The 25,121-nt window shown below is 68.0% G+C and carries 24 protein-coding genes; 16 read left to right on the top strand and 8 right to left on the bottom strand.

Features of this window, described 5'->3' with window-relative positions:
- Window positions 1-20 precede the first annotated feature (20 nt).
- Window positions 21-1,155, top strand: a protein-coding gene (gene prfB / locus RIE31_12090) for a peptide chain release factor 2 (protein MEQ8641326.1) whose coding sequence is annotated in 2 segments (ribosomal slippage) — window positions 21-89 and window positions 91-1,155 — 1,134 coding nt in all. Because the reading frame shifts where the segments join, the coding sequence is not laid out codon by codon here.
- A gap of 14 nt (window positions 1,156-1,169) precedes the next feature.
- On the opposite strand, the gene RIE31_12085 is transcribed toward prfB, so the two are convergent.
- The 4 genes from RIE31_12085 to RIE31_12070 form a co-directional block, all read right to left on the bottom strand.
- Window positions 1,170-1,700, bottom strand: a complete 531-nt coding sequence (locus RIE31_12085; GenBank protein ID MEQ8641325.1) for a hypothetical protein — start codon at window positions 1,698-1,700, stop codon at window positions 1,170-1,172.
- Window positions 1,701-1,749: 49 nt separating this feature from the next.
- Window positions 1,750-2,295: a hypothetical protein gene (locus RIE31_12080; protein ID MEQ8641324.1), complete on the bottom strand. Its 546-nt coding sequence runs from the start codon at window positions 2,293-2,295 to the stop codon at window positions 1,750-1,752.
- A gap of 95 nt (window positions 2,296-2,390) precedes the next feature.
- Complete coding sequence (locus RIE31_12075) at window positions 2,391-2,777, bottom strand: RidA family protein (GenBank protein ID MEQ8641323.1); 387 nt, start codon at window positions 2,775-2,777, stop codon at window positions 2,391-2,393.
- Entirely contained in the window at window positions 2,774-5,830 is a 3,057-nt protein-coding gene (locus RIE31_12070; protein ID MEQ8641322.1) for a bifunctional [glutamine synthetase] adenylyltransferase/[glutamine synthetase]-adenylyl-L-tyrosine phosphorylase, read from the bottom strand. The genes RIE31_12075 and RIE31_12070 overlap by 4 nt, the downstream gene beginning before the upstream one ends.
- Window positions 5,831-6,005: 175 nt before the next feature.
- Here RIE31_12070 and RIE31_12065 point away from each other — a divergent pair, with 175 nt between their 5' ends.
- On the top strand, window positions 6,006-9,311 hold the full coding sequence (locus RIE31_12065) for an AsmA-like C-terminal domain-containing protein (GenBank protein ID MEQ8641321.1): 3,306 nt from the start codon (window positions 6,006-6,008) through the stop codon (window positions 9,309-9,311).
- A 3-nt stretch (window positions 9,312-9,314) separates the two neighbouring features.
- Here the strand turns inward: RIE31_12065 and tyrS are convergent, their stop codons facing one another.
- Window positions 9,315-10,568, bottom strand: coding sequence for a tyrosine--tRNA ligase (gene tyrS / locus RIE31_12060; protein ID MEQ8641320.1), 1,254 nt, complete (start codon window positions 10,566-10,568; stop codon window positions 9,315-9,317).
- A 286-nt stretch (window positions 10,569-10,854) separates the two neighbouring features.
- Between tyrS and RIE31_12055 the strand changes: the two genes are divergently transcribed.
- From RIE31_12055 to RIE31_12030, 6 genes are all read left to right on the top strand, one after another.
- Complete coding sequence (locus tag RIE31_12055; protein ID MEQ8641319.1) at window positions 10,855-11,988, top strand: anhydro-N-acetylmuramic acid kinase; 1,134 nt, start codon at window positions 10,855-10,857, stop codon at window positions 11,986-11,988.
- A gap of 168 nt (window positions 11,989-12,156) precedes the next feature.
- Window positions 12,157-13,182, top strand: coding sequence for a TRAP transporter substrate-binding protein (locus RIE31_12050; protein ID MEQ8641318.1), 1,026 nt, complete (start codon window positions 12,157-12,159; stop codon window positions 13,180-13,182).
- 11 nt (window positions 13,183-13,193) lie between these two features.
- On the top strand, window positions 13,194-13,775 hold the full coding sequence (locus RIE31_12045; GenBank protein ID MEQ8641317.1) for a TRAP transporter small permease: 582 nt from the start codon (window positions 13,194-13,196) through the stop codon (window positions 13,773-13,775).
- A 9-nt stretch (window positions 13,776-13,784) separates the two neighbouring features.
- Window positions 13,785-15,086 carry a TRAP transporter large permease gene (locus tag RIE31_12040; GenBank protein MEQ8641316.1) on the top strand — a complete coding sequence of 434 codons (1,302 nt, stop codon included), beginning with the start codon at window positions 13,785-13,787 and terminating at the stop codon, window positions 15,084-15,086.
- A gap of 181 nt (window positions 15,087-15,267) precedes the next feature.
- Window positions 15,268-15,777, top strand: coding sequence for a hypothetical protein (locus RIE31_12035; GenBank protein MEQ8641315.1), 510 nt, complete (start codon window positions 15,268-15,270; stop codon window positions 15,775-15,777).
- Between the two features lie 123 nt (window positions 15,778-15,900).
- Window positions 15,901-16,524: a copper chaperone PCu(A)C gene (locus RIE31_12030; protein ID MEQ8641314.1), complete on the top strand. Its 624-nt coding sequence runs from the start codon at window positions 15,901-15,903 to the stop codon at window positions 16,522-16,524.
- Between the two features lie 47 nt (window positions 16,525-16,571).
- Here the strand turns inward: RIE31_12030 and RIE31_12025 are convergent, their stop codons facing one another.
- Both RIE31_12025 and RIE31_12020 read right to left on the bottom strand, forming a co-directional pair.
- Window positions 16,572-17,444, bottom strand: coding sequence for a DMT family transporter (locus RIE31_12025; GenBank protein ID MEQ8641313.1), 873 nt, complete (start codon window positions 17,442-17,444; stop codon window positions 16,572-16,574).
- A gap of 34 nt (window positions 17,445-17,478) precedes the next feature.
- Window positions 17,479-18,339, bottom strand: coding sequence for a LysR substrate-binding domain-containing protein (locus RIE31_12020; protein ID MEQ8641312.1), 861 nt, complete (start codon window positions 18,337-18,339; stop codon window positions 17,479-17,481).
- Between the two features lie 184 nt (window positions 18,340-18,523).
- On the opposite strand from RIE31_12020, the gene RIE31_12015 reads away from it, so the two are divergent.
- From RIE31_12015 to RIE31_12005, 3 genes are all read left to right on the top strand, one after another.
- Entirely contained in the window at window positions 18,524-18,760 is a 237-nt protein-coding gene (locus RIE31_12015) for a DUF1127 domain-containing protein (GenBank protein MEQ8641311.1), read from the top strand.
- Window positions 18,761-18,854: 94 nt separating this feature from the next.
- Window positions 18,855-19,256 carry a DJ-1/PfpI family protein gene (locus RIE31_12010; GenBank protein ID MEQ8641310.1) on the top strand — a complete coding sequence of 134 codons (402 nt, stop codon included), beginning with the start codon at window positions 18,855-18,857 and terminating at the stop codon, window positions 19,254-19,256.
- Between the two features lie 36 nt (window positions 19,257-19,292).
- Window positions 19,293-19,457: a hypothetical protein gene (locus RIE31_12005; protein MEQ8641309.1), complete on the top strand. Its 165-nt coding sequence runs from the start codon at window positions 19,293-19,295 to the stop codon at window positions 19,455-19,457.
- Window positions 19,458-19,515: 58 nt separating this feature from the next.
- On the opposite strand, the gene RIE31_12000 is transcribed toward RIE31_12005, so the two are convergent.
- Window positions 19,516-20,238: an alpha/beta hydrolase gene (locus RIE31_12000; GenBank protein MEQ8641308.1), complete on the bottom strand. Its 723-nt coding sequence runs from the start codon at window positions 20,236-20,238 to the stop codon at window positions 19,516-19,518.
- A gap of 257 nt (window positions 20,239-20,495) precedes the next feature.
- Between RIE31_12000 and epsC the strand changes: the two genes are divergently transcribed.
- The 5 genes from epsC to RIE31_11975 all read left to right on the top strand — a co-directional run bounded on the left by epsC (window position 20,496) and on the right by RIE31_11975 (window position 25,005).
- Complete coding sequence (gene epsC / locus RIE31_11995) at window positions 20,496-21,302, top strand: serine O-acetyltransferase EpsC (GenBank protein MEQ8641307.1); 807 nt, start codon at window positions 20,496-20,498, stop codon at window positions 21,300-21,302.
- A 50-nt stretch (window positions 21,303-21,352) separates the two neighbouring features.
- Window positions 21,353-22,519, top strand: coding sequence for a cysteine desulfurase family protein (locus tag RIE31_11990; GenBank protein MEQ8641306.1), 1,167 nt, complete (start codon window positions 21,353-21,355; stop codon window positions 22,517-22,519).
- Complete coding sequence (locus tag RIE31_11985) at window positions 22,519-23,781, top strand: aminotransferase class V-fold PLP-dependent enzyme (protein MEQ8641305.1); 1,263 nt, start codon at window positions 22,519-22,521, stop codon at window positions 23,779-23,781. Before RIE31_11990 ends, RIE31_11985 begins: the two co-directional genes overlap by 1 nt.
- Window positions 23,782-23,866: 85 nt before the next feature.
- A complete protein-coding gene (locus tag RIE31_11980; GenBank protein ID MEQ8641304.1) occupies window positions 23,867-24,199 on the top strand; it encodes a ferredoxin family 2Fe-2S iron-sulfur cluster binding protein in 333 nt (110 codons plus the stop codon).
- Window positions 24,200-24,204: 5 nt separating this feature from the next.
- The gene (locus RIE31_11975; protein MEQ8641303.1) at window positions 24,205-25,005 is read left to right on the top strand and encodes a TenA family protein; all 801 of its coding nucleotides are present in this window, start codon (window positions 24,205-24,207) and stop codon (window positions 25,003-25,005) included.
- The last annotated feature ends 116 nt before the right edge of the window (window positions 25,006-25,121 follow it).

Here is a 25,121-nt window from a genome sequence, read left to right as displayed (position 1 = left end):
CACCAGCCGGAGCACGACGGATGAAGGCGGAGATTCAGGCCAAGGCGGAGGAGATACGGGAGTCTCTCGCTCTGCTGAGGAGGTTCCTTTGACTGGGACACAGCCCTGCGTCGTCTCGACGAGCTGAACGCCGCCGTCGAAGACCCGTCTTTGTGGGATGATGCGGCCCGCGCCCGCCGGATCATGAGCGAGCGCTCCACTCTGGAGCGCCAGGTCACCACCTGCCGCGATCTGGAACAGCAGCTCGCGGACTCTCTCGACCTCATCGAGCTGGCGGAGATGGAGGGAGACGATTCCGTCCTGGCCGATGCGGAAGCCACGGTTGATCGTCTGGCGGCCGAGGCCGGGCGAATGCGCTTCCTCTCCCTGTTGTCGGGCGAGGCCGACGCCAATGACTGTTTCGTCGAGATTCACGCCGGCGCCGGCGGCACCGATTCCCAGGACTGGGCCGAGATGCTGTCGCGCATGTATGCCCGCTGGGCTGAGGCGCACGGCTTCAAGGTGGACTGGCTGGAGGAAAGCCAGGGTGAGGAGGCCGGCATCAAGTCGGCGACGCTGCGTATCTCCGGCGACTATGCCTATGGCTGGCTCAAGACCGAAAGCGGCGTTCACCGTCTGGTCCGCATATCGCCGTTTGATTCCAACGCGCGGCGCCAGACCGGCTTCGCCAGCGCCTGGATTTATCCGGTGGTCGAGGACACCATAGAGATTACCGTCGATCCCAAGGATCTGCGGGTGGACACCTATCGGGCATCCGGCGCCGGCGGCCAGCACGTCAACAAGACGTCCAGCGCCGTGCGTCTGACCCACCTGCCGACCGGCATCGTCGTCGCCTGCCAGAACGACCGCTCACAGCATCGCAACCGCGACACCGCCATGCAGATGCTCAAAGCCCGGCTCTATGAGCGGGAGTTGCAGAAGCGCGAGGCGGAGGCCCAGGCCATCGAGGCCGCCAAATCCGACATCGGCTGGGGCCACCAGATCCGCTCCTATGTGCTGCACCCCTACCAGATGGTCAAGGATCTGCGCACAGAGGCCGAAACCGGCAATGTCCAGGCGGTGCTCGATGGCGACATCGACATGTTTCTGGAAGCCTCACTCGCCGCCCGGGTGGGTGAGGGCGACGGTGACGGCGCCGCCGGCGCCGCCACCTGATCCGCCGGCCGGTCTTAGTTGCCGGCCTGCTCGGCGGCGACGATAGCCGTCATCTGGCCGTGCATGCCGGTCAGCAAGGCGTGTACGGCATTCGCCGCCGTCTGCTGTTCCTGGCTGCCGATCTGTTTGGCCACATCCGCCAGGGTCTTGGCTTCCTGCTTCAGGTCGTCAAGAATCGCCAGCCGCTGGGCATTGGTGCGGCCGATGGCGCGGCTCAGATACTTGGCCGCCAGGTCGGGATTGTTGCGGGCCAGCAGGAAGACCTGCTGGTCGAACGCGTCGCCGCCCTCAATGGTCGGTTGCAGGCCGGACCGCTGGAACGACTCCATATAGCCGCGCACCTGTTCGGCCGTATGCTCGCCGCGCGGGATGGTGATCCGCCGGGTGTGCTCGGGCGGGCCACCGCGGTCGGAGTCCGTGGCCAGCGCCGGGGTCACCGACACCGGCGCAAGCACGGACATAGAAGACGGCCCTGGCCCCATGCCCGCCACGGCAAAGGCGGTGATCATCCCCGCCGCAAGGGCCAATCGCTTCGCTGCGGCCATAACCGTCTCCTTTTCATTTCTTGTTTTTGTGTCTTCGGATTCCGCTTGCTCAGCTTTCCTGCTGCTGGGCATGGGCGAAGGCCGCCAGATAATAGCACAGTGACGACAGCCAGTGCAGCGCTTCAGCCGCTTCATAGACATCGTCATCGTCACCGAATTCCAGGGCGTCGTCCAGATTGTTCTGGGCCTGCACGATCAGGCCCTCGGTGTAGGAAACCCGCTGCAGCGGATTGAGGGCGCGCGCGTTGTTGAGATAGAGCAGGGCGATCGCCGCGTTGTAGAAGGCGACCCGCATGATGATTGCCTCGTAGGGCACGATGGCGCCTTCGATGGTGATCCTGTTCATATGGCGGAACGGGTCCACCACCGACAGCATCTGGGTCAGTTGCAGCGCCGTGATGACCGTCAGGGCGACGATCAATTGCTGGCTGCTGACCACTGTGGCGGCGCCGGCCGGCGGGCCGCCGCGGTCACTGTCGGTGGCCAGCGCCGGTGCCACACCCAGACCGAAGGGAATGGTCCGGTTGGCGGCCGGCGTAAAGACCAGACTGGCGGTCAGCGCGAATGCGATGATTGCGGCGGTGATGCGACGCATGGTGATTTCCCCTGATAGAGTTTTAACGTCCTTATGCGGCCCCTAGTGTAGCGCCCATGCGGCGCAGGGGAACCCTCTCGGGGCCGCCGCCTGGTTCAGGCGCGCGCCGCAACCGCCTCGATTTCCACCAGAAATGGCGGCGCGGCCAGGGCGCTGACGATAACCATGGACGAGGCGCAGGCGACCCCGGGGAGCAGGCGGTCGCGGGTCTCCCGGAAAGCCGGAATCTGGTCGGTGTTGGTCAGGAAGGCGGTGATCTTGGCCAGATCCATGGCCGTCATCCCTGCCGCCTCGACCACCGCCAGGACGTTGATAAAGGCCAGTTCCAGTTGTTCTGCCGCCCCGTTACCGACCCGGCCGTCGGCCGCCAGGCCAAGCTGGCCGGAGACGTGCAGGGTGCGCGCGCCGGCGGGAATCACCGCGCCGTGCGCATAGGCGCTGGCCGGCTTTGCCATCGTCGGCGGTACCAGTTTTTCGATCATGGCTTTTTCTCCTCGTTCGGTTTGATGGCGTCGTCGTCGGGCTCGCCGATCAGGCTCATGAATACGGTGCGGGCCCGTTCTGTTGCCTGGCTGAGGCGTGTCGCCAGATGGTCGAAGCTGTCGCTCTGCGTCGCCCGGGTCAGCGCCGTCCTGACGCTGGCCGGCGCGGCGTCGGGATCGAAGGGCCGGTCCATGGTCAGGCGCAGGATCGCCTGCACGGCCCGCCACAGGCGGTGTGTGTCGGCCAGATCCTGTGCGGTGGCCGGCGGCAGTACGCCGGCCTCGCCCAGGCGAATGAAGGTGTCGGCCGTGCCCTGGCCCAGTACCTCGGCGTGCGCATGGCCATGGGCCAGCATCAGAAACTGCGCGATGAACTCAAGGTCCATCAGGCCGCCCGCACCGTATTTCGGACTCCAGGGTCCGCGCGGCGGGTGCTGGCGGGCAACGCGCTGGCGCATGTCGGCAATGTCGTGGCGCAGTGTGTTCCCATCGCGTGGTCGGGTCAGGACCTGGCGAATGGTGTGGTCTATGGCCCGGCGCAACGGATCCGGTCCGGTCAGGGCGCGCGCCTGGGTCAGGGCCATATGCTCCCATGTCCAGGCTGCCTCGCCATAGTAGCGGGTGAAGGCTTCAAGCGATGATGCGATGGGACCGGCATTGCCGGACGGGCGCAGACGCATGTCGATTTCATATAGCCGGCCATCGCCGGTAAGCGCGGTGATCGCGGCAATGACGCGCTGGGCGAAACGGGCATAATAGTGGCTGGGGGACAGCGGCTTCGGCCCGTCGCTGGCGGTCACGTCCGGCGGCGCGTCATAGACGAAGGTGAGGTCGATGTCAGAGGTCGGCGACAGCTCGCCACTGCCCAGCTTGCCCATGGCGACGATGGCAAAGCCGCCGCCGGGGACATGTCCGTGCTGCCGGCTGAACTCGGCTTCGACCGCCGGCTGCAACTGGTTCAGCGCCGCTTCGGCAATGTGGGTGTAGTGGCGGCCGGCCTGGTCGATGACGCTTCGTCCGCGCAGCACCTGCACCCCCACCTGGAACTTTCGCTCATTGGCCCAGCGACGCACGATTCCCAGCACGTCCTCATAGTCGGCGGCCTGCTTCAGCAGAACCGCCAGCTCGCTCTCCAGTATCGCCCGGTCGCCAGGGGGGGCGAAGAAATCGCCACTCAGCATGGCGTCGATCAGGCCCGGGTTGCGCGACAGAGTTTCGGCCAGGCGCGGTGCGTCCCCCATGATGTCCACCACCAGGCTCAGTAGGGACGGGTTGGCGGCGAACATGGAAAAGAGCTGCACCCCGGCCGGCAGACGACCCAGGAAGGAATCGAAATTGGCCAGGGCGCCGGACGGATGCACTGTGCCGGCCAGCGACTGGAGCAGGGTCGGCGTCAGCTCGGTCAGCAACTCGCGCGCGCGGGCGCTGCGCATGGCGCGATAGCGGCCGTGATGCCAGCCGCGGATGATGCCACTGACCGCCACCGGATTGTCGAAGCCAAGATCGGCCAGGGTGGCCAGCGTATCGGGGTCGTCATCGCTGCCGGTGAATACCAGATTGCCTACCGTCGCCGCACCGTCAGGGCCGGTGCTGTCGCCTGCGCCCCGACCCAGTTCCGGCGCGTCCTGGAACAGCTCGCCAAAACGACGTTCCACCAGTTGCAGCGCCGCCAGCAGTTCACCGTCGAAGCGAGCCGGACCGTCTGTCCCGCCATAGCCCATGAAACGGGCAAGGCGGGCGCGCCCGGCCGCCGTCGCCGGCAGGCTGTGGGTCTGCTGGTCGTCGATCATCTGCAGACGGTGCTCTACCCGGCGCAACAATTCATAAGCGCCGCCCAGCTCCACCGCCACCAGCGGCAGAACGCGGCCGGCGGTGGCCAGGGCGTGCAGGGCCTCGCGGGTCGGCGCCTGCCGTACGGTGGCATCGCGGCCGCCCCAGATCAGTTGCTGGGTCTGGGCGAAGAACTCGATCTCGCGGATGCCGCCGCGGCCAAGCTTCACATTGTGTCCGTCCAGCTCCAGCGTCTGGCCGCCGCGATGGGCATTGATCTGTCGCTTGATGGAGTGAATGTCCTGGATGGCGGCAAAGTCCAGATGCCGTCGCCACATGAACGGACGCAGATGGGCCAGAAAGCGTTCGCCCGCTTCAATGTCGCCGGCCACCGGCCGCGCCTTGATCATGGCCGCCCGTTCCCAGTTCTGGCCAAGACTCTCGTAGTAGGTTTCTGCGGCGTGGACCGACACGGCCAGCGGTGTCGCGGCCGGGTCCGGGCGCAGGCGCAGGTCCATCCGCATCACATAGCCGTCGCGGGTGGCCTCCTGCATGATCCGCACCAGACCGCGGGCCAACCGCACGAAGGCCGCCTGCAGTTCGTCCGGTCGCGGGCTGGCGATGGCCTCGTCGTCATAGAGGACGATCAGGTCCACGTCGCTGGAGTAGTTCAGCTCGCGAGCGCCCAGCTTGCCCATGCCCAGCACCACCAGGCCGCTGCCCGCATCGGGCTGCGCCGGGTCGCCCGGCGTGATCAGTCCGCTCGCCGCCATCTCACCCAGCAGGTGGCGGCAGGCCAGCCGCAGGGCCTCACTGGCAAAATCCGACAGGGCGGCGGTCACCTGGTCCAGCCGCCAGGCGCCGGCGATATCTGCCAGCGCGATGGCCAGCGCCGTGCGCCGCCGTGCCTGACGGAGCGCGCGCATCAACCCGTCGGTGGTCGGCGGTCCGCCATCACTGCCACCATTGACCGCCGCTGCCAGCTCGTCGCGGGCCAGTCTCACGCCGGCGTCGGCCCCCTCGCTGAATATCCGCAGCGTAAAGGCCGGGTCGGCGGTGGCAATGGCGGACAGGAACGGGCTGAAGGCGAATACACGGTCCAGAACCGCGCGGCCGGCGGCGTCGTCGGCCAGTGCCGCACACTGCCGCCGCAAGGGTTCTTCCAGTCCGTCAATGGCTTCCTGCCAGCGGTGGACGGCGGCGGTATAGGCCTCGCCGGCGGCTTCGCCCGGTTCCCTGGCCAGTGCCGGCAGAGGGTCCAGTCCCTCCGTCAGCCGGCTCACGGGCCGGACCCTCGCCGCCGCGGCGCGGGCGGCCTCTGCGTCATGCGTCCCCACATGTGCTGGGCGTTGCCTTTGTCTATGGTCATGCTGCTGTCCGGGCCCACACTGGCCGCCCGCCCGGAAGCCCGTCAACGCCGTTCCCCGCGCCACTGGCGCATGCTGACCTGGTGCCCGTGTGAACTACCGTTTCTTTCGCCTGCTGCTTCGTCTGGTGGCCGTCCTCGCCGCCGGCCTGGTTGTTGCCGGCGGGCTGCTGGCCTGGCGTCTGTCGGCCGGTCCGCTGGAGATCGGCATGCTGGCGCCATCATTCTCGCGCGGTCTGTCGGATGCCATGGGTGGCCTGGCGGTGGAGGTCGGGCCACCGGCTCTGACGTGGTCGGGCTTTGGCCGGGCCTTCGATCTGCGCCTGCCGGACGTGGTGGTGCGCGACGATTTGGGGCAGCCGCTGGTCCGCCTGGCTGATGTGGCGGTCAGCTTTTCGGCGACCGCGTTGCTGTCAGGGCGATTGCAGCCATCGGTGATCGAACTGGTGCGGCCCAACCTCCGGGCCGTACTGGCGGAAGACGGCAGCCTCACTCTTGGAATTGGTGACAGCGCGGCGCTGTCGCTTGATCGGTTGCTGTCGCTGGCAACGCCGGACCCGTCGAATCGGCAGGGTGCCCCGCTGCGGTTCGCCGTGCGTGACGGGGCGGTGCGTCTCGACGACCGCCTGAATGGCCGCTTGTGGCAGGCCGTTGATGTCAACCTGACAATCATCGCTGCCGGCGCCACCGGGCCGACCGCGCCCAGTCGCATCGGCATGGTGTCGGGCCTGTCTTTGATTCTTGATGGCCGTCCTGTGCCGTTTACGGCCACGGCCTCCTACAGTGCAACAGCAGGGCCGGCGTCGGACCGCCCTGCCGCCGTCCTCGACGGCCGTCTGGTGGCGCCGGAACTGCGCATGGGCGAGGCCCTGGCGCTGGCCAGGATCGGTTTGCCGGAGGGCTGGCATGCCAGCGGTGAATTCGCGGCCGAACTTGATTTTCGTCTGCGGGGCGGCCGTCTCGAAAGTCTGGCGGTCGGTGCGCGCGGCCGCGATGGTGTCATTGCCAATGACCAGCGCCTGCCGCGACCGCTGTCGCTGGCCTCGCTGGAGGCGCGGGGTCACTGGCGACCGGCTACAGGGAGTTGGGGGCTGGACCGGCTGGTGGCGGACCTGGGAGAATTTCGCCTCGCCGCCCAGGGCAGTCTGCGGCCGGCGGTGGACGCCACCAGCCTGACCGGGGGCGCGGGTGCGGACGGCGACGCGGTCGATCCTGACGCGGTGGTCGTGGCGCCCGACGCCGCCACCATGCAGGCGGGTTTTCGTCTGGCCGGGGAAGTATTCGTCCAGGACATACCCATGGACATGGCCAAGGCCCTGCTGCCGGACGTTGCCAGCGGCGGTGAGGTTGGGGCGTGGGTCGACGGAAATCTGGCCGACGGTCGTTTTACACGGATTGCTCTGGCGGTTGAGGCGCAATCGCCGGGCGATTCGCCTTTCGCGTTTGCTGCGCCCCGGATCTCCGGCTCGTTCGACTATAGCGGTGTTACGGTGCACTACTTCCGTCAGTTGGATGCGGCACGTGATGTAGCCGGGTCGGGCACTTTTTCACCGGAACAGCTCGATCTTGATATCGTCTCCGGCGACATCGCCGGGCTTTCCATCGGCCACGCCCAGCTATCCCTGACCGGTCTCGATACAGCCTTTCCCGTGGGTCAGGCTGATCTCGTGGTGCGCGGCCAGACGGCACAGTTCCTCCGTGTCATGGATCGCCCGCCCCTTGGCATCGCCAGCCGGCTCGGCCTGCCGCCGGCGGATGTGGCCGGGCGTGCCGCATGGCGCCTCAGGGTCGGTTTTCCGGTGGGCCCGGCCCGGCCGGGCAGCGAAACCCGGGTAATCGCCGCGGCCAATCTGAGTGGCTTGTCCCTGCCCAATATCGGTGGCGGCCTGCCGCTGGACGACGGGTCCTTCCACATGATCGTCAGCAATGACGGGATGCGGCTGGAAGGTCAGGGGCTGGTAGCCGGCATTCCGGCGGAGGTGGGTGTGCGCCAGTCTTTTGTGCGTGGCGCGCCGGTGCCGCGCCAGACCCGCCTGCGTGCTGTGCTGGATGATGCCGGACGTGCCGCCCTCGGTCTGCCGGGTGGCGATCTGCTGCGGGGTGTGGTTGGAATTGATGCCACGCTTAGTGAGCGTGCGGCCGCGCCGACCGCCGCTCTCGTCTCCCTCGATCTCTCGTCCGCAACCTTCGACGTGCCGCCGCTCGGCTGGCGCAAGCCACCGGACATGCCGGCCGAGGCGCGCCTGACATTCGATCTGACGGCGGTTGCGGACGGTCCGCCGGCTATCGCCGCCATCGACACGATCCGTCTCGTGGCCGGTGATCCGGCGGCCGGCGGCATGCTGGCCACCGGCGCCGTGACCCTGGCGCCGGACGGCGCGGTGGACAGCCTGACCCTGCGCGAGCTGCGCGTCGGCCAGACCGATGCCCGTGGCCAGATGCGGTTGGCGGCCGATGGTGTCTGGCTGATCGACGTAGAAGGCAACAGCCTGGATGTAGGTGGATTGCTCAACACCGGTGATGACGACCAGGCCGCAACCGCCGCCGCAACCACTGCCGACGACCGGCCCGCGACGGTGCCGCCCATGCGCCTCAGCGTCCGGGTCAGCTCGCTGTGGCTTGGTCCCGGGCAGTTGGTGGACCAGGCACTGCTGGCGGCTGACCATGACGGGGTGCGGCTGGCCCGCCTTGATCTGTCCGGGCAGGTCGGACGCGGCGCCCCCCTGCTGGTGCAACTGACGCCGGTTGCCGGCGGTCGTGCGCTGCGGGTTCACAGTGACGATGCCGGGGCGGCGCTGCGGGCGCTGGGTCTTTTTGATCGCGTCTTCGGCGGCCGTATGGAGGTGCGGGCCGCCTATGACGACAGCCAGGATCCGGCGCTGATGACGGGTCGGCTGCAGATGGTGGATTTCCGCACCGTCAGCGATCCGGTGGTGGCGCGGATCGCGGCATTGATGGAGATTGATGCGGCGGAGGAGTTTCTCGTCGGCGAAATCGGTTTCACCTTCGCCAGCCTCATTGTGCCGTTCACCCGCCTGGGTGACATCATCACTATCAGCGAAGGACGGGCGGTCGGCGCCCAACTGGGCCTGTCCGCCGACGGCACCATTGATCTGTCCGCCGACACACTGGACATAGAGGGTACCGCGGCTCCCATCTATGCCATTAACAGCGTTGTCGGCCGCATCCCGATCCTCGGGCCGCTCATCGCCGGCGGCCAGGACGAAGGGCTGTTCGCCGCTACCTACACCGCGCGCGGTTCGCTGGCCGAGCCCGATGTCTCGGTCAATGTCCTGTCGGTCTTTACGCCCGGTCTGCTGCGCAACATCTTCGGTATCTTCACCGGCGACCCCTCTACCGTGGATGTGCCGCCGCTGGACGCGGACAACAGGCGCTAGGTCTCACACCAGCCGCACCCTGACGTGACGTTTGCGTCCGGCCGACAGCTTGAACGCGCCATCGGTGGCTGCCGCCATGTCCACCACCAGGCCCTCGTCGCTGATCGCCTTGTCGTTGAGCCTGGCGCCGCCGCCGCGCACCAGCCGTCTGGCTTCGCCATTGCTGGCCGCCAGACCGGCCTCCACCAGCAGGGTCAGGACCCCGACCCCGGCGGCCAGTCGCTCACCCGCCAGGTCAATCTCCGGCAGGCCTTCAAGGCCGCCGCCGGCGAACACCCGTTCGGCTGTGGCCGCCGCTTCCTCCGCCGCCGGACGGCCATGGATCATGGCCGTCGCCTCGGTCGCCAGCACCGCCTTGGCGGCGTTCAGCTCGGCCCCCTGCAGCGCTTCCAGCCGGGCGATCTCGGCCATCGGCAGTTCGCTGTAGAGCTTGAGGAACCGTCCCACATCGGCGTCCTCCGCATTACGCCAGTACTGCCAATAGTCCCAGGCCGACAGGCGATCCGGGTTGAGCCACACCGCGCCGTCCGCCGTCTTGCCCATCTTGGCGCCGCTGGCGGTGGTAATCAGCGGGCAGGTCAGGCCGAACAGTTGGCGCTGATCGACGCGCCGGCCAAGCTCGATGCCGGCGATGATATTGCCCCACTGGTCGGAACCGCCCATCTGCAGCACGCAGTTATGGCGCCGGGCCAGCTCCAGAAAGTCATAGGCCTGGAGGATCATGTAGTTGAACTCGAGAAAGCTCAGGGGCTGGTCGCGCTCCAGGCGCAGCTTGACGCTGTCCATGGTCAGCATGCGATTGACCGAGAAGTGCGGACCGTAGTCGCGCAGGAAATCCACATAGCCGAGGCCGTCCAGCCAGTCCGCGTTATTGACCATCATGGCGTCGCCCGGCCCATCGCCGAAGGTGAACAGCCGGCCCATGACCTGGCGGATGCCGGCGATGTTGGCAGTGATGGTGGCGTCGTCCAGCATCTTGCGGGACTCGTCGCGCCATGTCGGATCGCCGATGCGGGTGGTGCCACCACCCATCAGGATGATCGGCCGGTTGCCGGTCTTCTGCAGCCAGCGCAGCATCATCAGCGACACCAGACTGCCGGCGTGCAGGCTGTCGGCGGTGGCGTCATAGCCCACATAGGCGGTCAACGGCCCGTCTTTCAGGGCCGCCGCCAGCGCATCCTCATCGGTCGCCTGATGGATGAAGCCGCGCTGCCGCATGACGGCCAGGAAATCACGGGTCTCGGGTGCTTGCGCCATGGTGCGCCTGCCTCTTCTGGTTGAGGCCGGGTCGCGGCAGGTCGGGGAGAGGGGTCGCCCTAACCTGGCGACCCGGCGGACTCTAGTGTGCGCCGCCGGGTCTGGCGACGGTATAGGCCCTGAAAGCGGCGGGGCGGCCGATTCTGCGGTGTCCGCGTGACATGACGGGATTGATAGCCGGTCGGGCGGCGGCTGACAAGCTTCCGGCGGGGCCGGTAGTCTGATATGGCCCCTGTGTCCCGTTACATCCGTGTGTCCCGTTCCCTATGGCCTCCGGAGGCGCGCTATTTCTGCTCCCCCAGTCCGCACCGTCATCGGCCTCATGAGCGGCACCTCGGCCGACGGCATAGACGCCGCCGTTCTGGAGACCGATGGCCGGATGGTGGTGCGTCCCGGCCCGTTCATCACTGTTCCCTATGAGCCACCCATGCGGGCGCGCCTGCTGGCCGCCCTCGGCCCTGAATCGGATCCGGCATCGGCCGCGGTGCAGGCGCTGGCCGCCGACCTGACGGCGCTGCACGGCCGCGCCGTTGCTGACCTGCTGCATGAGGCCGGCCTGACGCCGCGTCAGGTGGCGCTGATTGGCTTTCACGGCCACACCCTGTGGCATGATCCAGGACAGGGCCGCACCTGCCAGATTGGCGATGGCGCGGCACTCGCCCGCGCCACCGGGATCACGGTGGTCAATGATTTCCGCGCCGCCGACATGGCCGCCGGCGGGCAGGGCGCGCCGCTGGCGCCGCTCTATCATGCGGCCCGGGCGGCGACCCTGGCCCGGCCTCTGGCCGTGCTCAATCTGGGTGGCGTCGGCAATGTGACGTGGATCGGTAGCGACGGAGATGACGAGTGGCCAGTCCTGCTGGCCTTCGACACCGGCCCGGGCAACGCTTTGCTCGATGACTGGATGGCCGGACGGACCGGCGCGGCCCGTGATGACGATGGCCGGGCGGCGGCTCGCGGTCGCGCCGACGCGGCGCTGCTGGCGCAGCTCATGGCGCGTCCCTGGTTCGACCGGCCGCCGCCCAAGAGCCTCGACCGTCAGGACTTTGCCGGCGCGCTGGCCGCTATCACCGCCGCTGGCCTGGCCACCGACGATGGCGCGGCCACACTTACCGCCCTGACCGCTGCGGCCGTGGCCGCCGGCACCCGTTGGTTCCCGACCGCCGCGCGACGCTGGCTGGTCAGCGGTGGTGGCCGCCACAACCCGGTCCTGATGGCCGCCCTCGCCCGCCGGCTTGGCTGTCCGGCGGCGGCGGTGGCGCCGGTGGAGGCGGTCGGCTGGCGCGGTGACGCGCTGGAGGCAGAGGCTTTCGCCTGGCTCGCCGTGCGCAGCGCCGATGGCCTGCCGCTCAGCCTGCCGACCACCACCGGCGTTGCTCGCCCCACCACCGGCGGTGTGCGCCACCACCCGATGCCCTGAGTCCCGCGGCACCCGGTCCCCGCAGCGGCCGGGCCACGGAGTCGTTGCAATTCAGTGAGGCCAGCCGCACAGTTGACCGGTCCCTGATGTCAGAAGGGGCTTCGTCGGCAAGGGGTCCGGCGCGGCCGGTCTGAATTGATCGGCCTGCAACATGGGGAGCACGTCATCATGAAGCGGTTCCGTCTTTCGCACCTGGTCGTTGCCGGCGCCCTGTTCGCCGTCGCCGCGGCCGCGCCATTGGCGCTTGCTGCGGATGTTCTGCGCATCGGCAGTTTCACGCCGGTCACCGGCGTCAACAACGTCAAGTCCGTACCGGCCTTTATCGAGGCGGTCGAGGCGGCCTCCAACGGCGCCCTGACCATAGAGCACTATCCAGGCGGCAGTCTGGGGCCGAGCCCCGTCGCCCAGCTCAAGCTGGTGGAGGACGGTGTCGCCGACATCGCCGAGGTGGTGGCCAGCTATACGCCGGGCCGCTTTCCGGAGCTCTCCATTTTTGAGTTGCCCTTCCTCGCCGATAACAATCTGGAAGGCGGGCTCGCCGCGTGGGAAATGTATGAGCGGGGTTATCTCAGCGGCTTCGAGGACCTGATGCTGGTCGGCATCATCGAGTCCGGTCCCTACGGCATCCACGGCAACTTCCCGATCAATTCCCTGGACGATCTGCGTGGTAAGAAAATCCGCGCCGCCGGACCGATTCAGGGCGAGATTGTCCGCCGTCTCGGCGCCGTGCCGGTCGGCAATATTCCGGCCACCCAGATCGCCGAGTCCATCAGCCGCGGTCTGCTCGACGGCACGCTGATGACCATTTCCGGTATCTATGGCTTCGGCATCGCCGAGGTGGCCACCCATCACCTGCCGGAAATTGAGCTTGGCTCCGTCAGTGTGCCCTATCCCATGCGTCGGGACCGCTATGAGGCCCTGTCGCCGGAGGCGAAAGCCGCCTTTGACGAGTATGCCGGCGCCTGGTTCACGCGGGTTCTGGGCGAGAACCTCAATGCCAATGAGGCCGAGTTCCGCGGCACCCTGGCCAGCGACCCCACGCACACGATCTATACGTGGAGCGTGGCGGAAATGAACAAGGCCCGTGCACTCCTCGCCGGTATAGAGGCGGAGTGGGACCAGCCCAACGCCGCCGGCGTCAACCTGTATCAGGAGCTGCAGCAGATCCTGGCCGACGTCCGGATCATGAACTAGGGGCGTCGGGCGTGCCGACGGACTTCTCGTCACTGTCAGAGAGCGTGGCGCGGGCAACCCGCGTCATCGCTCTCGTCGGCCTGCTGGGCCTGTTGGTGATTGCCGGTGCGACCATCATTGACGTGCTGATGCGCTGGCTGTTCAACGCGCCGCTCGACGGGCTCAGCGACATTGGCGAACTGGTCATCGTCCTCATGGTTGCGGCGTGCTTTCCGGCGGCCATCGCCGGTCGCCATCACATCACCATCCGTTTTCTTGGCAAGGTGAGCGGCGTGCGCGGCCGCGAGGTGCTGGACATGTTCGGCCAGCTCATGACTCTCGCCTTCTTCACGGTCACCGCCTGGCAATTGGTGGACTATGTGGTGGACCTGATGGGTAATGGCCAGACCACCTGGCTGATCGGCCTGCCTCTGTGGCCGTCGTGGACGGTGGCCGCCCTGCTCATTGTGCTGTGCGTTCCGGTGCAACTGGTCATTGTCGCCGGCCAGGTCGTGCGCCTGCGTCTGGCTTTCGCTGGTGTGGATCTGGCCGAGGCGCGCCGTCTCGATGTCACCAGCGACACTCTCGATCTCGACCGCGAACCCGGGCTGTAAAGGGCCGCCATGGATCCTTTTTTCATCGGCGCTCTGGGGCTCGCCGGCCTGTTCATTCTTATCCTGCTGCATGTGCCGATCGGCATCTCCATGGCGATGGTGGGTTTTGCCGGTTTCTGGGGCCTGACCGGCAATCTGTCGGCGGCCGCCTCCCTGTTCGGCACGGAGGCGGTATCCGCCTTCTCCAGCCCCGAACTGGCGGTTATTCCGCTGTTCCTGCTGATGGGAGCGTTCGCCGGCTCGGCCGGACTGTCGGCAGATGTCTATCGCTTTGCCGAGGCCTTTATCGGCCATCGTCGGGGCGGCCTGGCCATGGCCACGGTGGCCGGCTGTGGCGGTTTCGGCGCGGTCTGCGGCTCGTCCATCGCCACCACCGTCACCATGGCGCGCATCGCCCTGCCGGAAATGGAAAAGCGCAACTACTCCCCGTCGCTCGGCGCCGGCGCCATCGCCGCCGGCGGAACGCTGGGCACCCTCATTCCACCGTCCATCATCATGGTCCTGTATGCCGCCCTGACCGAGCAGTTCGTCATCAAGCTGTTCGTCGCCGCGATCATCCCGGGCGTCATCACCATCGCGCTCTATTTCGCCGCCGTCGCGGTCTATGTGCGGGTGCGGCCGTCGGCGGCGCCGCCGGGGCCGAAGATGCCGTGGCGCCAGCGGTTGCAGGTAGCCTCGCAGACCTGGGGCATTCTGGTCATCATCACCGCCGTCACCGGCGGCATCTATGGCGGCATCTTCACGGTGACCGAAGCGGCGGCGGTGGGCGTCGGCCTGACTCTCGCCTTTGCCTGGGCGCGCGGCAAAATGCGCGGCGAATCCTTCTGGCAGGCCCTGTTCGAGACCGCGGCCAATGTGGGCATGCTTTATCTCATCCTGATCGGCGCGCGCATCTTCACTTACTTCATCACGCTCACCCATGTGCCGTCGGCTTTTGTTGAGGCCATCACGGCGCTGAATCTGGCGCCGCTTGCGGTGGTCTTCCTGCTGGTTGCCATGTACATCTTTCTGGGTGCCGTGTTTGACGCAGTGGCGGCCATGGTGCTGACCCTGCCGTTTGTCTTTCCACTGATTATCGGCATGGGACTGGACCCCATCTGGTGGGGTGTCGTCATGGTCATCGTTATCGAGATCGGGCTGATCACGCCGCCCATCGGCATCAATGTCTTTGCCATGCACAGTGTGCGGCCGGACATTCCGCTGCCCACCATTTTCCGCGGCATCGTGCCGTTTCTTGGCGCTGATATCATCCGCCTGGCGCTGGTTATCCTGATCCCGGGGCTGGCCCTGTGGCTTCCCTCGACGATGTAGCGTTCACAAACCCCGGTAGATTTCGAACGCCGGCTCGCCCGCATCCTCTTCGCGGACGGTGAGCCACGGACCCGGCGCCGGACTTGTGCCTTGACGCCGGCCGGTTTTGCGCCGCCCGGCGCCAGCCCTTATTGTGGGATCCCGCTCCTGACCCCATATGCGATCTATGCGAGGCACGGATATGACCGATCCTGTTGAGACCTTCGGCCGCAAGGCCCATGACATCCTGCGGGCGGAGCCTGGCCCCGCCGGCGTGGAAAAGGTGCGTGCCGCGCTGGAGCCGGTGCTCACCGACGCGGCTGTGCGCCGGCGCTACTTCGGCCCCGACAACACCGCCGCGCGGACGCCGATCTATGAGGACAAGGATCTGGGCTTTGTTGTTCTGGCCCATGTGTCAAAGGACAGCGGCGTATCGAAACCCCACGACCATGGGCCCACCTGGGCGATCTATGGCCAGGTCAGTGGCGAGACCGAGATGACCGAGTATGAAGAGGTGGCTCCGGCCCGGGGCGACACCCCGGGCACGGTCCGCCCGACCCGCACCTATCGCATGACCCCGGGGGTCGCCGTTGCCTATGGGGTAGGGGCCATCCATGCGCCGACCACCACCGGTCCGACGCAGCTCATTCGCATCGAAGGCCGCGACGCGACCCGGTTGCCGCGCCGCTCCTATGCCCGGCCCGGCGACTGATCCGGCGGCGCCTCTTTGGCTACCTCTGTAGTGCTTCCCCGTGTGCTGAATTCATTGCATTCTGACAAGCCGGACGGTGTTCCGGCTGGTCCGTACACCCACCGATCATAGGAGGACTCCCTGATGCGCCGTTTTCTGGTTCTGGCCGGCCTGGCCGTCATTGTTGTTGTGGGCGCCATCGTGCTGCTGCGCGAGTCCTCGCCGGACCACGGCCAGTCGATGGACACAATGTCCGGCGACACCATGTCCACTGACACCATGTCCGGCGATGCCAGCATGGCGGATGAAGCGCTGGCGGAAGGCATGGTCGCGGCGGAGCTTGGCGATCTCCAGATCCTGGCGCCCTTCGCCCGGGCCAGCGCCGGCGCCAATGGCGCGGCCTATTTCACCATCCGCAACACCGGCGCCACCGACGATGTGCTGGTCAGCGCCCGCGCTTCTGTCAGCCAGGCGGTGGAGCTGCACAGCGTTCGCATGGACGATGACGGCGTCATGGCAATGATGCCCCTGGCCGACGGCATTCCCGTGGCCGCCGGTCAGATCGTTGTGCTGGCGCCCGGCGGTCTGCATGTGATGTTTGTTGGTCTCAACGATCCGCTGACGGAAGGCGGCAGTGTCAGCCTCACCCTGGTCTTCCGCGATGCCGGTGAAACCACCATCACCGTTCCGGTGGGTGACCTGGGCGCCGGAATGGCGATGGACGGGAACACGGACGGGGATGCAACGACAGACAGCGGCGACAACTAGCGCTCGCCTGCCACGGGCGGTGGCGTTTGCGCCGCCGCCCGTGGCAACTACCGCACTTTCCCGGCCCCTGTCGCCAACGCTACGGCAATCAGGGTTACCACCATGCCGCCAAGCTGCACCGGGCTCAGCGCTTCTCCGAACAGCAGCCAGGCGAACAGCACCGAAACTCCGGGCACCAGATACAGGTAGGTCGCCGCCTGCGATACGCTGCCGTCGCGGATCAGGATCATCATCAGGCTGATGGCGCCGATGGACAGCGCCAGCACCAGCCAGCCCAGCGACAGCATGAAGGCCGGCGTCCAGTCCACCGCCATGCTCTCGCCGAGCCACGCTGCGCCACCGACCACCAGCAGGGCGCCCAGATACTGAAAGACCGACCCGGTACGCAGGTCCATGCGCGCGCCGAACCGTTTTTGGTGAATGGAGCCAAGCGTAATGGCGGCAACCGCCCCCAGTGTCGCGCTGACCGTGGCCAGGGTGATGCCGCCGGCGCCGTCACCAAAGCGCGGCCACAGCACCAGAAGCAGGCCGGCCAGCCCCAGCCCGAGCCCGGCCCAGTGGCGCGGCCGGGTGCGCTCGCCCAGCATCAGACCGGCCAGCACCGCCGTCAGGATCGGCTGCAGCCCCAGGATCAGTGCCGACACACCAGCCGGCATGCCGCGGTCAATCGCCCAGAACACGCCGCCCAGATAGAGGCCGTGGATCAGGCCACCGGCGACCATGGCGTCCAGGGCCGGGCGTCGCCGTGGCCACGGTGCGCGAAAGATCAGCGCCACAACCGTCAGCACCACGATCACCAGGCCGAAGCGCAGGGCCAGAAAGGTGAACGGTTCGGCATAGGGTACGCCGGCCTTGGCGCCGATGACGCCGGTCGCCCACAACACTACGAAGGTTGCCGGCAAAAGCCGTGTGGCGGTCATCGCGGGTGCGTCTGTATCGGCCGCCAGGGGTGGCTCAACCGGCCGCCGCCGGCGCCATGCTGTCGCGGGCGAAGCTGTGCGCCACATAATCGGCGAAGCGCTGCGCCCCGGGGCTGAGGTTGCGGCCACGCAACAGGCCGAAGGTCTGGTCGGGCAGTGGCGGCAGGCCGTCCTCCGGACCCAGCACATGCAGTCCCGCCGGCACCGTGCTGCGCGGGATGGCGGTGATGGCGATGCCCGCCTGCACCGCGCACAGCAGTCCCACATGGCTGGGGCTCGAATAGACCAGGCGATAGGGCCGGCCGGTTCGGTCCAGCGCTTCGCACACCGCTTCGCGGCACGGACAGCCGGGGTCGAACAGAGCCAGGGGCAAGGGCTCCGTCTCATGCGCCAGGTGGCGCTCTGAGGTCACCCACACCAGCGGTTCATGGGCCAGGATTTCGGCTTCGCGCACCACCCCGCCGACGGTCACTACCGCCACGTCCAGCAGGCCGCCGGCCTGCATCCGGACCAGCTCGCTGGTCGGCCGACAGGTCATCTCGATCTCGATCTGCGGCATCTCGCGATGACAGCCGGCCAGGATCGGCGGCAGGAAGCGCGCCACATAGTCGTCCGGCATGCCGAACCGGACGGTGCCTTTCAGCTCCGGTTCGGCAATGGCGGCAATGGCCTCGTCATGCAGTTTCAGAATGCGCCGGGCATAGCCGGCAAAGGCAGTGCCTTCGACCGTCAGCGTGACGCCGCGATCGCCCCGTTCCAGCAGGCGCTTGCCCACAAGGGCTTCCAGCTTGGCCATCTGCTGGCTGACCGCCGGCTGGGTGCGCAGCACCATTGCCGCGGCGCGGGTGAAGCTGCCGGTGTCGGCGATGGCGGTAAAGCTGCGCAGCACGTCCATGGGGACTGAGGGCGGCACGGCGGGTCGCGCGGCGACAGGCGGCGCAACCGCGGGCGGGGAGGGGGTCGCAGTCATGACCAGAGAATAAGCAGTACTAATCGAAACGAAAAGAACTATTTGTTGGACGAATATAGTGGCCGTGGCCAGTGTGGCGTTTGCACGACCCACGGGACCGGAGGCCCCCATGACCCTGATCCGCTCCTTCGCCCGGCCTGCCGGCGGCCAGACCATCGGCGGCCGGACCGTTCTTGCCGCCGCCGGCCGGCTTGCGGCCGCCGCCATGGCGACGGTCGGCCTCTGGCGCCGTCGCGCCCGCGGCCGCCGTGATCTGGCCAGTTTGAGTGATCGCGACCTGCGCGACATCGGTATCGATCGCTTCACCGCCCGGCGGGAGGCGGCCAAACCGTTCTGGCGTGCCTAGGGGACGCTGAGTGACTGTCGCCACTGGCTTAGATGGAGAAAGCACGCTCTATGACCCACTGCATGAACGGTCGCTCAGAGGCTGATCGCACCCCATGACCCGCCGCACCCTTGGCGCACTGGTCTTTCCCGGTTTCGAACTTCTCGACCTGTTCGGCCCGCTGGAGATGTTCGGCATGTATCCGGACGCGTTCAGCGTACGGATCGTCGCGCAATCGCCTGGGCCGGTGGCCAGCACCCGCAATGGCCCGTCCGTCGCGGTGGATGACCTGCTGGCGGACGCGCCGCGCTATGACGTTCTGCTGGTGCCCGGCGGTCCGGGGACACGGAATGAGGTCGCTAACCATGCGCTTATCTCGTGGCTTGGCCAGGCGGCGGCGGAGGCGGAACTGATCTTCTCGGTCTGCACCGGCAGCGTGCTGCTGGCCCGCACCGGCATGCTGGACGGGCGGCGCGCGACCTCCAACAAGCGGGCGCTTCACTGGGCCAGGAGCTAGGGAGCAGGCGTACTGTGGCAGGACAAGGCGCGCTGGGTGGAGGACGGCGATATCGTCACCGCCAGCGGCGTCTCCGCCGGCATTGATGCGGCGCTGGCGGTCATCGCCCGCTTGCTGGGAGGTGAAGCGGCGCGACAGGCGGCGCTATGGGCAGAGTATGAGTGGCGGGGCGACCCGGCGCGTGATCCCTTCGCGTATTGAGGTGCGCGCAGTTATGCGAAAAGTGGCTCAGCGTTGACGCAAGTTTGGTAGGGTGCTTCTACCGCGCCGCTGCCTTCGCTTTATCACTGGCCGCCTTGGCGACTTCTTCCGCCTCCAGGGCGGCGGCCTCGGCGGCAGCGATCCGTTCGCGCGCGCTGAGCAGATAGCGCTCCACCACATTGCTCACATCGTCGGTGTGATTCTGGAACAGGTGATTGGCCCCCTCGATCAACGCCATCTCGATGGCGATGCTGCGTTGCCGGGTCAGCTTCTCGCCAAGCTTGGCCACTTCTTCCGCCGGCACGATCTCGTCGGCCGTGCCGTGCATGAACAGACCCGATGCCGGGCACGGCGCCAGGAAGCTGAAGTCATACATGTTGGCCGGCGGCGCCACCGCTATGAAACTGGTGATCTCCGGCCGCCGCATCAGTAGCTGCATGGCGATCCACGCGCCGAAGCTGAAGCCGGCGATCCAGCACTGCGCCGCGCCGGCGTTATAGCCCTGCAGCCAGTCCAGGGCCGATGCGGCATCCGACAGCTCGCCCTCGCCATAGTCGAAGGCGCCGACCGAGCGGCCGACACCGCGGAAGTTGAAGCGCAGGGTAGAGAAGCCCTGCCGCACAAAGGTCTGGTGCAGGGCGAACACCACCCGGTTGTTCATGGACCCGCCATAGCGCGGATCGGGATGGAGGATCAGCGCAATGGGCGCCGCCGGCGTGTCGGAGTGGGTATAGCGGCCTTCGAGCCGGCCTTCGGGGCCGTTGAAAATGACTTCGGGCATGGCGACTGTGTCTGGCCTCCCAGGGCAAACCGGTTCACTGTGGCGGGTGGTCGGCCGTTTGACCGGCTCCGTTCCGCGCTCTATATCCCGCTTGATGAACGGGCCGACGCGCCGTGGCGCCATGTCTCTGCCGTCGGGCAGGGGGGCTGGTGGCGCTGGCGGGCAGGCGCCGTCCGGACGGGTCCGTAGCAGGCGCTGATTGCCCGATGACTATAGGTGATGCGCCGGTCCAATACAACAATTGACGCGAGTTCACTATGTATTTCAAGGACTTGCAGAGGGATATCCAGGCGTTTATGCGGCGCGATCCGGCCGCCCGCTCGGCTGCCGAGGTGGTGCTGCTCTATCCCGGCTTCCACGCCATCTTCTGGTACCGGCTGTCGCACCGGCTGTGGCTGTGGCGGCTGCGCTTTCCGGCCCGCTTCATCTCCCTGTTCGCGCGCTTCCTCACCGGCATAGAAATCCATCCCGGCGCGGTCATCGGCCATGGCTTCTTCATTGACCATGCCACCGGCGTGGTCATCGGTGAAACGGCGGAAATCGGCAATGATGTGACGCTCTATCACGACGTCACCCTGGGCGGCATCTCGCCGGCAGTGGATTCCGCCGCGCAGGTCAATCAGAAGCGCCACCCCACCCTGCTGGACGGGGTGATCGTCGGTTCGGGCGCACAGATCCTGGGCCCCATTACCGTTGGCCGAAACGCCCGCGTCGGCGCCAATGCGGTGGTCCTCAAGGACGTGGCCGAGAACACCACAGTCGTCGGCATCCCGGCTCGCGCCGTCGGCCCCCGGCCCAGTGACGAGGTGACGCAGTTTGCCGCCTATGGCACGCCGGCCGGCGCGCCCGACCCGGTGGCCCGCGCTCTGGACGGCCTCAACCAGAAGGTGGCGGAGCTGACCCGCCGTCTGGCGGAGATGGAAAACGCCCGATCCGGCAAGGAATCTGCCGGTTCAGACGTCAGCGACCCGGCGGGTGCTGGTGGCACTACCGGCACTACCGGTAAGCTGGCCGGATCCGGTGCGGTGGCGCCCGATCAGCGTCGTTCCTCCTGCGGTGGCTAGGCCGGCTGCCTCTTGTCCGGCTTTTCGACCAGCCTGCTGACTAGGCGCCCATGACCGCTCCGCCCATGATTACTGCGCCGGCCGCGCCGCTGACCTATCTCGACTGGAACGCCACGGCGCCCCTGTCGCCGGTGGCGCGGGCAGCTGTCATTGCCGCACTGGAGGTGACGGGAAATCCCTCCTCGGTCCATGGCGCCGGCCGCGCCGCCCGCCGCCTGGTGGAGGATGCCCGCGAGCAGGTCGCCGCGCTGGCCGGTGTTGCGCCCTCGGGAATCGTCTTCACCGCGAGTGGCACGGAGGCCAATGGGCTGGCCCTGCACCAGGCGCCGGCCGGCCGTCCCGTCGCCGTCTCGGCCATCGAACATGACAGCCTCCTGGCGCCGCTTGGCGCCCTGCCGGCGGCGCGGCGGGTCCACCTGCCGGTGACCGCGACGGGCCGGCTGGACGTCACCGCGGCGGCCGAACTCATCGCCCGCCACCGGCCGGGTCTGGTGTCGCTCATGCTGGCCAATAACGAGACCGGCGTCATTCAGCCGGTGGCCGAGGTCGCCGCCCTGGCCCGCGCCGTGGGCGCCCTGGTTCACTGTGATGCGGTGCAGGCGCCGGGCCGCATGGCCTGTGACCTGCTGGCGCTGGGGGTGCACATGATGTCCCTGTCGGCCCACAAGCTGGGTGGTCCCAAAGGCGCCGCGGCACTGGTTCTGGCCGATGGGCTGGAGATCCGGCCGCTGCTGGCGGGCGGCGGCCAGGAGCGCCGGCGGCGGGCCGGCACGGAGGCGGTGCCGGCGCTGGCCGGCTTCGGTGCCGCGGCGGCGCAGGCGCTGGCCGGCTGGCGCCCTGCGGCCGGCCACATGACCGCTCTGCGCGACCGGCTGGAAGCGGCGGCGCTGGCCGCCGTACCGGCCGCCACGGTCTGGGGCCGGGATGTCCCGCGCCTGCCCAACACTACCGCGCTGGCCCTGCCGGGGGTTGCCGCCGAGACCCAGGTCATTGCCCTCGACCTGGCGGGAATCGCAGTCAGCGCCGGCAGTGCGTGCTCTTCCGGCAAGGTCGCCGCGTCCCCTGTGCTGGCGGCCATGGGGGCCGGTCGGCTGGCCGGCCAGACCGTGCGCATCAGCCTTGGCCCGACCACCAGCGAGGCGGCGGTGGATCATTTCCTGGCCGCCTGGATCCGCCTCGCCGCCGACGCCGCCGGGCCAGCCGTGCAGGTGGCCTGATGGACGGCGAGCGCTCGCGGCCTCTGATCTATCTCGATCATCACGCCACCACGCCGCTAGACCGGCGGGTGCTGGACGCCATGCGGCCGTGGCTGGAGGCGGAGTTCGCCAATCCGGCGTCCATCGAACATGTCATGGGCCGTACCGCCGAGGCGGCGGTGGCCACCGCGCGGCGGCAGGTGGCCGATCTGATCAACGCCGATCCGCGCGAGATCATCTTCACCAGCGGCGCCACCGAAGCCAATAATCTGGCGATCAAGGGCACGGCGATGTTTCACGTGAAACATCGCGCCCGCATTGGTGAGCTGCCGGGCCACATGGTCACTTTCGCTACCGAGCACAAATGTGTGCTGGAGAGCTGCCGCCGGCTGGAGGGTGAGGGCTGGCGCGTGACCCGCCTGGCGCCGGGCGCGGGCGGTGTGCCGGACGCGGCGGCGGTGGCGGCGGCGCTGCAGCCGGATACGCGGCTGGTGTCGGTGATGGCCGCCAACAATGAGATCGGCGTACTGGCGCCGCTGGCGGAGATCGGCCGGCTGACCCGCGCTCGCGGCATCCTTCTGCACTGCGATGCGGCGCAGGCCTTCGGCAAGGTGGCGCTGGACGTGCAGGCGCAGAATATCGACCTGATGAGCCTGTCGGGCCACAAGATGTACGGCCCCAAAGGCATTGGCGTTCTTTATGTACGGCGGCGGCCGCGGGTGCGCCTGGAGCCGCTGTTCGACGGCGGCGGCCAGGAGCAGGGGCTGCGCGCCGGTACCCTGGCCGCGCCGTTGATCATCGGCCTGGGCGAGGCGGCGCGCCTGGCCGGCCTGGAGATGGCGCAGGACGCGGCCCGCCTCGACCGCCTGGCGCAGCGCCTGCACCAGCGTCTGGCGCAGGAGGCGGGCGGCATCAGCCTCAACGGCGCCGGGCAGCCGCGTCTGCCAGGCAGCCTCAATCTGCGGGTGGCGGGCGTCGCCGCACAGGACCTGTTGGCGGCCGTGCCGGAGCTGTGCCTGTCCACCGGTTCGGCTTGCGCTTCCGGTGCGCCGGAGCCGTCCTATGTTCTGACCGCGCTGGGCCTCGACCGGCAGGCGGCAATGGAGAGCTTTCGCCTGGCCATCGGCCGCTTCACCAGCGATGACCAGGTGGCGCGCGCCGGCGACCTGCTGACCGCCGCCATCGGCCGTCTGCGCCGGGCCACACCGCCAGCCGCCGCGTCCGGCCAGGCGTCCGCCGCGCCGGCCAGCACCTCCGGCAAGGCTTCCGGCACGGCGACGTGAGTGCTACCAACCTGTCACGTATGCGGCGCCCGACCGATGCGCCGCGTGTGCCGTATTTCCGACCCGCCGAACCTGCAGGACCGCTATGCCGAAACTGACCTTCATCGACCCCGACGGCACCCGCCACCACGTGGACGCGCCGGTCGGTCTGTCGGTCATGGAAATCGCCCACCGTCACGGCATCAATATCGAGGGCGCGTGCGAGGGCTCGCTGTCGTGCTCGACCTGCCATGTGATCGTCGCGCCGGAAGACTATGAGCGGCTGGCCGAGGCCAGCGAGGACGAGGAGGACATGCTGGACCTGGCCTTCGGCCTGACCGCCACGTCGCGCCTCGGCTGTCAGATCATCATGACCGAAGAGCTGGACGGGCTGACGGTGCGTCTGCCGGACGAGGTCAACAACCTGCTGCTGGGCTAGACCCCATGGACTATGCGCCTCTGCCGGCGGATGCCTTCGCCGACCTCTACGGGGCGGACAGCCTGTTCGCCCGGCTGCGGGCCCGCAGTGCCGGAACGTGGCAGGCCCATGTGGGCCATCGCTTTGTCGCTGCGCTGGCCGACGGCAGCCTGCCCGCAGCGGCGTTCCGCACCTATCTGGCGCAGGACCATCTCTACATCGTGCAGTTTGCCCGCGCCCATGCGCTCGCCGCGGTCAAGGCGGATACGGTGGCGGCCATGCGGCACGCGCTTAACTCGGCGGTCAGCCTGCTGGAGGTTGAGGGCGGCATGCAGGATGACATGGCCGAGCAACTGGGCGAGAAGACGCCCGACACGCCCGGTGACGCGCCTGATAGTGGGCCCGATAGCAGGCCTGATGACGGGGGCGACGACTCCGCCGACGGTTGGCGGCCGCGCGCCATGCACCCGACGACGCTGGCCTATACCAGCTTTCAGATGGAACGCGGCATGTCCGGCGATCTGCTGGACCTGCGGGTGGCGATGACGCCGTGCACGGTGGGCTATGCGGAGATCGGCCGCTCGGTCGCCCGCGCCCTGGGCGACGGCCGGAACGGCGCGCCGTTCGATCCGGCCGGTCACCCCTATGGCCAGTGGATCGCCACCTATGCCGGCGAGGCGTATCAGACGGTGACGCGCCAGCACCTGGCGGAGCTCGACCGGTTGTGGAAGAGCCGCGGCGGCGACGCGCGCTTCGCCTCGCTCAGCGCCATCTTCGATCAGGCCGCCCGCTTCGAGGCGGCGTTCTGGGAGATGGGACTGGAATAGGGTCGCCAGCGGCGCAGGTGCAACGCCGGCTAGCCTGCCGGAAACGGCAACGGCGGGCCGCTCAGTTCTTGGGCTGCTCAGGTTGAGCGGGTCATGACCTAGAATGCAGCAGATTT

The sequence above is a fragment of the Alphaproteobacteria bacterium genome (assembly GCA_040218575.1).
Taxonomy (GTDB): domain Bacteria; phylum Pseudomonadota; class Alphaproteobacteria; order JAVJRE01; family JAVJRE01; genus JAVJRE01.
Note: the sequence above shows the minus strand (reverse complement) of the source record. Positions and strands in the feature narration are given on the sequence as shown.